This window comes from Neisseria sp. HMSC056A03 (assembly GCF_001815685.1).
GTDB lineage: Bacteria > Pseudomonadota > Gammaproteobacteria > Burkholderiales > Neisseriaceae > Neisseria > Neisseria subflava.
Genome location: NZ_KV821660.1, coordinates 54180 through 66023, shown reverse-complemented (window position 1 = coordinate 66023; position 11844 = coordinate 54180). Strand labels below are relative to the sequence as shown.

Below are 11844 nucleotides of genomic sequence, written 5' to 3'. Positions count from 1 at the left end.
CGGTCAGTTGGCGGTTAATCAGTTCCAGCAGTTCAGACAGGATTAAAACGTCGTCTGAAAATCGACAATTCGTTTTCAGACGACGTTTTATGAGAAATTCAGCAAATCCCTTTCATCTTCCCCAAAAAATCAATCTCCTCACCCGTACCTTCCTCCCCTGCCAAACCGTGCAGCAGTAATCCTAATACGTCTTGCGGCAGCTTTTGCGGCGCAGCGGCATAAAGCGCAGCCAGTTGCGGATGGCGCATCAATATATCCGCCTGCCGGATGAACAGGTCGATGAGTTCCACCGGCAAATCGGGCTGAATCAGGCGGCGTTGTTGCAGGATGTGGAAGAAGCCGCGCATAAAGGCGTATTTTTCTTCGTTCAACTCATGGAAAAACCGCTCCAGCTCCAAATCGGTGTTTTCTTCGATGTCGCGCAGGAAGGCGGCGGAATAGAGTTCTTCAAACGATTGTTTTTGCAGGGCGAACACGGCTTCGGCGGCTTCGCGCAGGCTGCATTGCCGTGCAAGCAGATTTTCAAATTCGGCACGGACGCGGTTTTTCTGCTCGGTAACGATTTCCTGCAAGAGCGCGTTTTTGCCGCTGTAATATTTGTAAAAGGTAACGCGGCTGACGGCGGCCTCGGCGCAGATTCCACCCACGGATACGGCTGAAAAGCCGTGTTCGCGGAACAGGCGGCGGGCGGTGTCGGCGATGGTTTGTTGTTTGCTGGCATTCATGACGGTAGGAAGCTTTTGATTTTGTTCATAAAGGGTTTTCATTAAAGTTATCCGCAAGTCGGATACTCATCATATTTCCCCACGACGGCAATGGCAATACGGCGGCGTTTCAGACGACCTCTTTCCTTATCCCTCCGCTCCGCCCTGCGGACAGGGGGCTGTCGGATGCTTAGCAGGCCAAATTCATAAAGGTTACAGAATCGCCCTCCCCCAACCTTCTCCCGCCGAACGGGAGAGGGAATTGTTTTTTAGATGGTTCACTATAAAAAGGGGGGATGTAAAGTGAATGATAAACACTTGCATTCCTGTTTTTTGTTTCTTATACTTTACATTAATAGTTTGTTTTATGTAAATGTGTAAACAACAAATATTTGCATACTGACGGAGCGGTTGGATTGTCTGATGTTCAATCCGCTCCGACGTATGTCGTCTGAAAGGATAAGGAAATGCAGAAACACACCCTCCGCCGCCTCCCCCTATTGATTGCTGCCGCTTTCGCCTCCGAATGGATTTATGCCGCTGATGCGGCGCAAAACGCGGAACAGGTGCAGTTGGAAGAAGTCGTCGTCACCGGCGAACGCACCAACCGCAGCGGCTTTGAAACCGCTACATCCAACCGCGTTTTCACCACGCCGAACATCGACCGCAGCGGCCACAACCTTTCCGCAACCGACCTGCTCAAACAGACCGTGAACACGGTGGATTTGGGCAGCGGCAACGATTTGCCGACCGTGCGCGGCGTGGACGGCTCCGGCCCCGCTGTCGGCGCAGTGGCGTTTTTCGCGGGCACGCGGCCGCGCCTGAATCTGTCCATAGACGGCCGCTCCGCCACTTACAATGAATACGCCTTCGGCACGCAGTCGCTGTGGGACATGCAGCAAGTGGAAGTCTTGCGCGGGCCGCAAAGCCATGTGCGCGGGCAGAACGCGGTGGCGGGCGCGGTGGTGATGCGTTCCAAAGATCCGACCGACGAATGGGAAGGCGCGCTGCGCTTGGGTTTGGGCAACCAAAAAACGCGCAATGTTGCCGGCGTAGTGTCCGGCCCGATTGTGAAAAACAACCTTGCCTTCAGATTGAGCGCGGAGCGGCAGCAACGCGAAAGCTATGAGCCGTTCGTGTCCTATGAGCCGACCGGCAACCCGCGCCGCGTGGAAAACACCAACGTGCGCTTCAAACTCCTGCTCACGCCCGAAAACCATCCCGATTTTTACAGCCGCCTGACGCTGAACCACATCCGTTCGCGCGCGCCACAAAACGAAATCATGGGCAACACCACCAGCCGCCGTTTTTTAAAAGAAAAGCCCGTGTTCGTAACCGGCTCGACATCGGGCATCTGGGACGTATCGTGGCAGCTTAACGACTATCTGAAACTGGAAAACAAACTGGTTTACGGTCGCTACCACAACGAGCGGCTACACCTGCCGATGACCGTCAGCCCGCAAGGCGTGCCCGCCGAACTCAAAGGCCGCGAACTGCAATGGGAGCCGGTATTGCATTTTTCCAACAAAGGCCGTCTGAAAGGCCTTGCCGGGCTGCACTACTTCCGCAGCAAACAAGATGAATGGGTGGATATCCGCAGCGTCGGCGGCCGCAACACCTTTGACGACCGCAACAGCGTGCGCGCCCTGTTTGCCGAAACCACATACAGCCCCAGCGAAAAATGGGACATCACGGCCGCCGCCCGCATTGAAAAAGAAACGCACAAACGAAGCGGCGGCAGCGGCGCACTGCACCTCGATTTAGACAAAGGCCAGACCGTCTTCCTGCCCAAAATCGACATCGCTTTCAAACCCACCGACCAATGGGTCAGCGGCATCAAAGCCGCGCGCGGCTACAACCCGGGCGGCGCGGGCATCACCTTCGGCCGCCCCGTCGTAACCTACACTTATGAACCCGAATATGTGAACAACTACGAGTGGTACACCCGCTGGCGCAGCGCAGACCGCCGCCTGCAACTCTCCGGCAACCTGTTCCTGAACCACTACCGCGACATGCAGCTTCCCTTCTATCTCGGCACCAACTCCGTCGTCATCCGCAACGCCAAAAAAGTCCACACCTACGGCGCAGAACTCGCCGCCGACTGGCAGGCCACCGACAGCCTGAAACTCACCACCGGACTGGGGCTGCTCAACACCAAAATCAAAAGCTATCCCGACAGCGGCATCGAAGGCAACAAACTCGGCCGCGCACCCAAATACACCGCCAACATCGGCGTGAAATACCTGAACGACAAAGGCTGGGAAGCCGGCGGCGACGTGCGCTTCTACGGCGGCTACTACTCCGCCGCCAACAATGCCGAATCGGGCAAAATCGGCGCATACAACCAAGTCAACCTCTACACCGCCTACAACTTCAAACAAGGACGCGTCTCGCTCTACGCCGACAACGTGTTCAACCGCCGCCGCCCCATATTCATTTCCGGCGCCGACCGCCAAGACGCACTCTACCAACGCCCCAGAAGCGTGGGCGTGAGCGCGGAATGGAAGTTTTAGGCGGGGCTGAAATGATGGAGGCCGTCTGAAACTATCGTAGATCAGGCATCAATGCCCTACCTACGGTTACTGGAATAACAAAGGTCGTCTGAAACGGCCGTAACAACCGATTATCGTCATTAGCTTACGCAAGTCCGCTTCGCTACCCCCGCGCAGGCGGGAATCCAGACCTATCCGCACAGAAACTTATTCAGATAAAGAAGTGCCTTCGAGTCTCCATTCTGGATTCCCGCCTGCGCGGGAATGACGGCACAAGAAATCTAATAAAAAACCAAGCATAAATGCCCAACTATTGACCTACCCTGCTTCCCAACACCCAAAGGAATCCCATGCACTACTTCACCCCCGTCAAAACCCTGCCCGAAGGCACCGTCTACCTGACCGACCTGACCCACGTCGCCGACTTCACCGACTGGCTGGCCGAATTCGAAACCCTGTTAAACCAAAACCGCCGCTTTGTTACCGTCTGCACCCCGATGCGACGGCAGGTAAGCGACGAACAGCGCATTGCCGACCGCAAAACCTACATCGAATGGATAAAGGCACACCGGCCGCAACTCGCCGAACACTGCGCCGCCATGCTCCTCATCGAACCCGACGCGGCGCAACTGCAATTCTTCCGCGAACAATCGTCCAAACTCGCCCCCGCGCTGGGCGTGAACTATATCGTCGAAGCCGACGAGCAAACCGCCCTGCTGCGGGCGGAAGAAGCGTTGAAGGCCGTCTGAAAAAGACTGCAAACACCGATAGCGGTTTTCGGCCGCAAATCGGCTGCACACGCTTGATTTTTTTATTTTCAGGCGGCCTTTACCTTCACACGCTCCGCCCCAAGGAAAACCAACCCATGTCGCAACCCCCCGCATCCCCCGCCCTGCGCGACTGGCTGCTGCTTATCGGCGGCAGTACCTACAAATTCACGCTGACCGGTTTTTATCTGGTCGCGCTGGTCGCTATTTTGAAAAACCACGGTTACAGCCTGAACCAACTGAGCTGGATACATTTAATCGGCGGTATCGAAGCGGCGAAGGTGTTGTTTGCCGCGCTGATGGAGCGGCGGCCGGCGGGGCGGTTCGGGCGGTTTCGCGGCTGGCTGCTGGCGGCGACGCTGGGGCTTTCGGCGGTGTTCGGGCTGATGGCCTGCACCGACATGACACGGAATTTCCCGCTGCTTTTGACCTGCTGCGTTTTGCTCTCGGCAATGTCGGCGGTGTACGGCTGCGCGATGCTGGGCTTGTCGTGCATCGTCCTGCCGCACCGCGAACGCGGTTTCGGCGGCGTGATTCAGACGATGGCGGCGCGCGGCGGCAAGATGATCGGCGGCGCGCTGGTATTGTGGCTGTATCAGGAATACGGGCAGACGGCGGCGGCGGGCTTTATGCTGGCGTTCACCCTGCTGATGCTACTGCAACTCTTGTGCTACCGCGAGCCGGACAGCCCGACGGCGCAAGGCGGTTTGACGGCGTTGGCGGCGCGGCTGGTCTCCTTTTGGCGACAGCCTGAAACGGGCTGGCGGTGGCTGGTTTTGCTGTTTGCCGTTGCCGCACCGTATGCGTTTGCGGCGGCGACTTTTGTGCCCAAGCTGGCGGATTCGGGCTTCACCCCGAAGCAGACGGGCGGGATTCTGGCGGTGGGTATTCCCGTTGCCTGCCTGATTGTTACGCCGCTATCGGGCTGGTTTTCGCGCAATTATCCGCGCCGCAAACTCGTGTTCCTGCTCTACGCGCTGCAACTGCCGCTGTTGGCGTCCATGACCGCCATCGACGCGCTCGCCCGCGTCCATCCTTGGCTGCCGCCCGCGCAAATCATCACCCTGAGCCTGAGCTACACGCTGCTGCTGCCGGTAATACTGGCGTTGGTGATGGACAAATCCGACCGCGCCACCGCCGCACTCGACAGCAGCCTGCAATTTTCCGTGATTCTGTTCGGCAGTTACGCGGCCGGTTTCGCCGCCCTGCGGCTGGCCAAGGCGGTCGGCTATGCCGATGCGTATTGGGCGGCGGTGGGTCTGGCCATATTGGCGGGCGGGCTGCTGTATGCGTGCCGAGGCCTGTTTGATTCAGACGAGCCGTAAGACTCAAAGAAAGGCCGTCTGAAAACCCGAAACAGGGTTTCAGACGGCCTTCCGTTATTTTCCGCTACTCTTGTGCTATGATTTCCACGCCCGCTTCTTGCAAGGCGAGATCTTTGCAAAATACGGCTCAGAAACCCCCCGCAAACTGCGTTTACAAGCCTCAGCCTGTCTGTTTAATCCAATAGGGCATCTACAAACGCTTTGGCATTAAACGGACGCAAATCGTCGATGCCTTCGCCTACGCCGATGTAGCGGACAGGAACAGGGCGGTCGGAGGCAAGGGCGGCAAGGATACCGCCTTTGGCCGTACCGTCGAGTTTGGTGACGATAAGGCCGGTCAGACCCAACGCTTCGTCAAAGGCTTTCACTTGGTTGACGGCGTTTTGACCGATGTTGGCATCAAGTACGACGATGATTTCATGTGGCGCATCAGGCATGGCTTTTTGCAACACGCGCTTCACTTTTTTGATTTCTTCCATCAAATGAAGCTGCGTCGGCAGACGGCCGGCTGTATCGGCCAGCACGATGTCGATCCCGCGCGCTTTCGCGGCTTGAACGGCATCGAAGCAAACGGCTGCGGAATCGCCCGTAGTTTGCGAAATCACGGTCACATTGTTGCATTCGCCCCAAGCCTGAAGCTGCTCACGCGCGGCGGCACGGAAGGTATCGCCTGCCGCCAGCAACACGGATTTGCCCTGCGCTTGGAAGTATTTGGCCAATTTGCCGATAGATGTGGTTTTGCCTGCGCCGTTGATACCGGCAAGCATAATCACGAAAGGCTCCTTGGTTTCCGGCAAGACCAAAGGTTTTTCCAGAGGCTTAATCAAGTCGTACAGCGCATCTTTCAGCGCACCGCGCAATTCGTTGCCGTCTTTGAGGCCTTTGAGGCTGACACGGTCGCGCACATCTTTCATCAAGTATTCGGTGGCTTCCATGCCCATATCGCTGGTAATCAGCACGGTTTCCAGCTCTTCGTACAAATCCTCGTCGATCTGTCCGCCGCCAAACACGCCGGCCAACGATTTTGCCATTTTGTCGCGTGATTTGGTCAAGCCTTGTTTCAAACGCGCAGCCCAACTGAGCTTGTGTTCTTCTACCGGAGCAGAGGCTTCAGCCGGTGTTTCCGCAACGGCTTCTTGAACTTGCTCGACAGCTTCGCTAACTGCCTCAACAGCTGCTTCTTTGACCGCTTCGGCCTGTTCTGCTGCTTCCTCATCAGCCTCGGCTATTTCAGACGGCATCTCGGCAACGGTTTCTTGAACCTGTGCAACAGCCTCACTGACGGTTTCAACGGCCGCTTCTTTTACTGCTTCGGCCTGTTCTGCTGCTTCCTCAGCAGCCTCGGCTAATTCAGACGGCATCTCGGCAACGGTTTCTTGAACCTGTTCAACAGTCTCGCTAACAGTTTCAACAGCCGCTTCTTTTGCCGCTTCAACGTGTTCTTCTATTTTTTCGACTGTTTCAGACGGCGTTTCGGTCAAAGCTTCCCGAACCTGTTCGACGGTTTCACTGGCAGTTTCAACAGCCGATTCGACAACTGATTCAACATGCCCTTTGACGCTTTCTGCTAAAGATTCGGCATCTTCTTTAATATTTTCAACTACTTGAGCAACTTCAGATTCTACTTTTGCTGCGGTTTCCTGAACTTGAGCCTCCTCAGGAGCCGGAGTTTCCTGTTTTTTCTTGCGACGGAAGAAGCTGAACATTAAATTTTCCTTTTAATTTTAGAAACTTGAAATAGGGAGTATTGTAGCGTATTTTACGTGGCAAGGTCGTCTGAAAATCCAGGCTGTAAGGTTTTGGCATCTTCAACGTCTAATGATACAAACCATCTATACAGGAAACATAGAGATGAATCCCCGCACATTATTTTCACTTTGCACCAAGTTCGGCTGCCTGCTTGCGCTTGGCGCCTGCTCATCCAAAATGATGGATACCGAAGCCGCAACCATACCGCAGGCATTATCCTCGTTGAAAACCCCTGACAACCGCCCTGCCAGTGTTTTCCTGAAAAAAGACAAACCCACCCTGATTAAATTTTGGGCAAGTTGGTGTCCTTTGTGTTTGTCCGAATTGGGACAAACCGAAAAATGGGCGCAAGATGCAAAATTCGGTTCTGCCAATCTGATTACCGTTGCCTCGCCCGGTTTTCTGCACGAGAAAAAAGACGGCGACTTTCAAAAATGGTATGCCGGTTTGAACTATTCTAAGCTGCCCGTCGTTACCGATAACGGCGGCACCATCGCCCAAAGCCTGAATATCAGCGTTTACCCCTCGTGGGCGTTAATCGGTAAAGACGGCGACGTACAGCGCATCGTCAAAGGCAGCATCAACGAAGCGCAGGCATTGGCGTTAATCCGCGACCCGAGTGCCGATTTAGGTCGTCTGAAAAACGCGTTCTACAAACCCGACACACAGAAAAAGGATTCAAAAATCATGAACACGCGCACCATCTACCTCGCCGGCGGCTGCTTCTGGGGCTTGGAAGCCTATTTCCAACGCATAGACGGCGTGGTTGACGCCGTATCCGGTTACGCCAACGGCAAAACGAAAAATCCGAGCTACGAAGACGTGTCCTACCGCGATACAGGCCATGCCGAAACCGTCAAAGTCACCTACGATGCCGACAAACTTAGCCTAGACGATATCCTGCAATATTTCTTCCGCGTCGTTGATCCGACCAGCCTCAATAAACAAGGCAACGACACCGGCACGCAATACCGCAGCGGCGTGTACTACACCGACCCCGCCGAAAAAGCCGTCATCGCCGCCGCCCTCAAACGCGAGCAGCAAAAATACAAACAGCCCCTCGTCGTCGAAAACGAGCCGCTAAAAAACTTCTACGACGCCGAGGAATACCATCAGGACTACCTGATTAAAAACCCCAATGGCTACTGCCACATCGACATCCGCAAAGCCGACGAACCGCTGCCGGGCAAAACCAAAGCCGCCCCTCAAGGCAAAGGCTTCGACGCAGCAACGTATAAAAAACCTGGCGCTGCCGAACTCAAACGCATTCTGACCGAAGAGCAATACCAAGTTACCCAAAATAGCGCGACCGAATACGCCTTCAGCCACGAATACGACCACTTGTTCAAACCCGGCATTTATGTGGACATCGTCAGCGGCGAACCCCTGTTCAGCTCTGCCGACAAATTCGATTCCGGCTGCGGCTGGCCGAGCTTTACCCACCCGATTAATGCCTCCGCCGTTACCGAACACGACGATTTCAGCTACAACATGCGCCGCACCGAAGTGCGCAGCCATGCCGCTGATTCGCACTTGGGACACGTCTTCGCCGACGGTCCGAAAGACAAAGGCGGCCTGCGCTATTGCATCAACGGCGCAAGTTTGAAATTCATTCCTTTGGAAGAAATGGACGCAGCCGGCTACGGCGCATTGAAAGACAAAGTGAAATAACGGTTTGAATCGAAAAAGGCCGTCTGAAAGAGATTTCAGACGGCCTTTTTAATTTGTCGGATGCAAAGGGTTGGTTTCTTATCTATCAAAAAATCTCAATAACTAAGAAAGTGCGCCCTGCAAAAACCTTTTAAATTCGTTTTGCCAACTCTTCAGCTTTACCCACATACAACGCAGGGGTCAACTCAAGCAATTTGGCTTTGGCTTCTGCCGGAATTTCCAACGATTCGATAAAGAGTTTCAACACTTCAGGCGTAATGCCGTCTTTACCGCGTGTCAGGTCTTTCAGCTTCTCGTAAGGATTGGCCACACCGTAACGACGCATTACGGTTTGAATCGGCTCGGCCAGCAGCTCCCAAGTAGCGTCCAAATCGGCAGCAAGGGCGGCAGGATTCGGCTCAAGCTTGTTCAGACCGCGCAGATGGGCGGCAAAGCCCAATACGGTATAACCCACGCCTACGCCCATGTTGCGCAATACGGTGCTGTCGGTCAGGTCTCGCTGCCAACGGGAAATCGGCAGTTTTTCAGACAAAAAGCCCAATACGGCATTGGCCATACCGAGGTTGCCTTCGGAGTTTTCAAAGTCGATCGGATTGACTTTGTGCGGCATGGTGGAAGAGCCGACTTCGCCTGCTTTGACTTTTTGTTTGAAGTAACCCAAAGAAATATAGCCCCAAACATCGCGGTTAAAGTCGATCAGAATCGTGTTGACACGGCTGATGGCTTGGAAGAATTCCGCCATATAGTCATGCGGCTCAATTTGAATAGTGTAGGGGTTGAAGGTCAGGCCGAGGCTGATTTCAACGAAGTTGCGGCAATGGGTTTCCCAATCCACATCGGGATAAGCGACCATATGGGCATTGTAGTTGCCGACTGCGCCATTGATTTTGCCGAGGAACTCTTGCGCTTGCAGGTTTTTAAACTGACGTTGCAGGCGGTACACGACATTGGCGATTTCTTTACCCAGTGTGCTTGGTGTAGCAGGCTGGCCATGCGTGCGGCTCATCATAGGGACGGCAGCCAACTCATGCGCCATGCCGGTCAGTTTTTCGATGATTTCAGCCAGTTTCGGCAGCAAAACAACCTCACGCGCTTCTTGCAGCATTAAAGCGTGGGACAGGTTGTTGATGTCTTCGCTGGTGCAGGCAAAGTGGATGAACTCGCTGGCGGCAGCCACTTCAGGCACGCCGGAGAAGCGTTCTTTAAGCCAATATTCGATGGCTTTGACATCGTGATTGGTGGTCGCTTCAATGGCTTTGACGGCGGCGGCATCTTCAAGCGAGAAGTTTTCGATCACTTTGTCGATTTCGGCAAGCGTAAAATCGCTGAAAGCAGGAACTTCTACAATCTTAGGCTCGGCGGCAAGGGCTTTGAGCCAGTTTAATTCAACTTTGACACGCGCACGCATCAAGCCGTATTCGGAGAAAATCGGACGCAATGCTTCAACGGATTTGGCGTAGCGGCCATCTAATGGGGAAAGTGCAGCGATAGGGTTAATCATGTCGGATCTTCCTATGGGGTGAAAACCAAATTGTTTGCAATTATACATGATTTTACACTTCAAGGCCGTCTGAAAGACAGGTTTCAGACGGCCTTTTCAGCGTATTTTTCATAAAATTCTTTTCAGAGGTTCAACTTTGCAAAATCGATTTACGATATATGCCATCTTCACGGATAATATCGGCTGACTTTCTGTAAATAATGAGGTTTTATGAATATCAAACGTTTTTCGCTAGCTGCAACCGTATTTGCGGCTTTGATGTTGAGTGCCTGTGAAACAACCACCACATCGAGCGGTGGCGGCAGCTGGACCAATATCGGCACCATCTCTGAAGGCAATATCAAAGTGGCCATTGATAGAAGCAGCATTAAAAGAAATGGCGCACTGGTTACTTTCCGCGATAAAAAAACCGTTTCCAAACTGAAAGAAGAGCGTTTCGTCAATACGCCTGCCTATAAAACGGCCATCGGCAACTGGGAAATTCATTGCTCAAACAAAACCTATCGTCTGGCAGCGCTACAACTGATGGACGAACACGGCCGGGTAATTTCCAACCAAAGCTATACGCCGACCAGCATCCGCCCAATGAGCGTCATGAGCGGCACGATTACTGAAAAACAATACGAAACTGTGTGTGGACATAAGCTTTAATCCACACTTATTCACAAAGTTATCCACAGTTTAAATATTTAAAAGGCCGTCTGAATGCTTTGTATATCAAGTTTCAGACGGCCTTTTTATGTTTTGATGGAAATTTATCTTCAAATTTATCCACAAATTTTGTTTATTCAAAAATAATTTATTACAGCGATTTATCTACGCTCAAAATTTGCTTCATTCTTTGTAAGAGCATTTCACAAAATACTGCTTTCTACTCTATTTACTGACTTACTATCTGCTCAATCGATCTGTATTTACAGACTGCTATGCATCAAACTGGATCTGCACTCAATGCTTTTTACACAGGTATTCCAATCTTTTGGAAAAAATTTGCTTCTCAAAATAAATACCTTTCCTTTGACGATACAGCCCTTCTTTAACGCAGCCTTGCTCCTGTTTCTCCGTCAATAATCTGGCTAGGCGTTTTCTGCTTACCTATCAATCCGCCTACAACCCAGACTTTCCTGCCAAACTGTCTTCTGACTTCCCTTTCCGTTTTACATGCCCGTTTGCCTGCACGATTGCATGAAGTAGAGACTAAAGGTGTTTCCAAAACCTGACACAAACGTCTTGCACCTGCGTGCGCAGGAACCCTGACAGCCAATTTACTGCGTCCTTTTCCCCGCAATGAAGGCAATACTTTTTTGCTGGCCGGCAATAAGAAAGTTTTCGGAGCCGGCCATGCTTCATGAAGCATGGTTTGGATATTTTCAGACGGCCTTTGCAGCAAAGGTTGCAACTGTTCCAAGCTATGGCCAATGACAATCATGCCTTTGTGTTGCGGTCGTTTTTTCAGATGAATCAGTTGATTGAGCGCTTTGGACAAAGTAGGGACACAGCCCAAGCCATAACAAGACTCGGTAGGATAGGCAATCAAACCGCCTTTTTTAAGATGCGCCTGCAGCCTGCGTTGGGCTGCAGCCGATAAAATTCTGGGGAACATCATCATATACCAAGGCCGTCTGAAACTACGAT

General features: G+C 52.9%; 9 protein-coding genes. 5 read left to right on the top strand and 4 right to left on the bottom strand.

Going from position 1 to position 11844, the window contains the following annotated elements; genetic code table 11:
* Positions 1–98: 98 nt before the first annotated feature.
* On the bottom strand, positions 99–767 hold the full coding sequence (locus HMPREF3052_RS10240; protein ID WP_070749737.1) for a TetR/AcrR family transcriptional regulator: 669 nt from the start codon (positions 765–767) through the stop codon (positions 99–101).
* 404 nt (positions 768–1171) lie between these two features.
* Between HMPREF3052_RS10240 and HMPREF3052_RS10235 the strand changes: the two genes are divergently transcribed.
* The 3 genes from HMPREF3052_RS10235 (at position 1172) to HMPREF3052_RS10225 (ending at position 5288) form a co-directional block, all read left to right on the top strand.
* Complete coding sequence (locus tag HMPREF3052_RS10235) at positions 1172–3217, top strand: TonB-dependent receptor (protein WP_070749736.1); 2046 nt, start codon at positions 1172–1174, stop codon at positions 3215–3217.
* Positions 3218–3546: 329 nt separating this feature from the next.
* Entirely contained in the window at positions 3547–3945 is a 399-nt protein-coding gene (locus HMPREF3052_RS10230; RefSeq protein ID WP_070749735.1) for an extensin, read from the top strand.
* Between the two features lie 116 nt (positions 3946–4061).
* Complete coding sequence (locus HMPREF3052_RS10225) at positions 4062–5288, top strand: MFS transporter (RefSeq protein ID WP_070749734.1); 1227 nt, start codon at positions 4062–4064, stop codon at positions 5286–5288.
* Positions 5289–5461: 173 nt separating this feature from the next.
* On the opposite strand, the gene ftsY is transcribed toward HMPREF3052_RS10225, so the two are convergent.
* Entirely contained in the window at positions 5462–6994 is a 1533-nt protein-coding gene (gene ftsY / locus HMPREF3052_RS10220) for a signal recognition particle-docking protein FtsY (RefSeq protein ID WP_168165950.1), read from the bottom strand.
* Between the two features lie 145 nt (positions 6995–7139).
* Here ftsY and msrAB point away from each other — a divergent pair, with 145 nt between their 5' ends.
* Entirely contained in the window at positions 7140–8708 is a 1569-nt protein-coding gene (msrAB, locus tag HMPREF3052_RS10215) for a bifunctional peptide-methionine (S)-S-oxide reductase MsrA/peptide-methionine (R)-S-oxide reductase MsrB (protein ID WP_070749733.1), read from the top strand.
* 130 nt (positions 8709–8838) lie between these two features.
* On the opposite strand, the gene purB is transcribed toward msrAB, so the two are convergent.
* A complete protein-coding gene (gene purB, locus HMPREF3052_RS10210) occupies positions 8839–10209 on the bottom strand; it encodes an adenylosuccinate lyase (protein WP_070749732.1) in 1371 nt (456 codons plus the stop codon).
* Positions 10210–10419: 210 nt separating this feature from the next.
* On the opposite strand from purB, the gene HMPREF3052_RS10205 reads away from it, so the two are divergent.
* Complete coding sequence (locus HMPREF3052_RS10205) at positions 10420–10860, top strand: surface-adhesin E family protein (protein ID WP_070749731.1); 441 nt, start codon at positions 10420–10422, stop codon at positions 10858–10860.
* A gap of 385 nt (positions 10861–11245) precedes the next feature.
* On the opposite strand, the gene HMPREF3052_RS10200 is transcribed toward HMPREF3052_RS10205, so the two are convergent.
* A complete protein-coding gene (locus HMPREF3052_RS10200; RefSeq protein ID WP_036473516.1) occupies positions 11246–11815 on the bottom strand; it encodes an L-threonylcarbamoyladenylate synthase in 570 nt (189 codons plus the stop codon).
* Positions 11816–11844 lie beyond the last annotated feature (29 nt).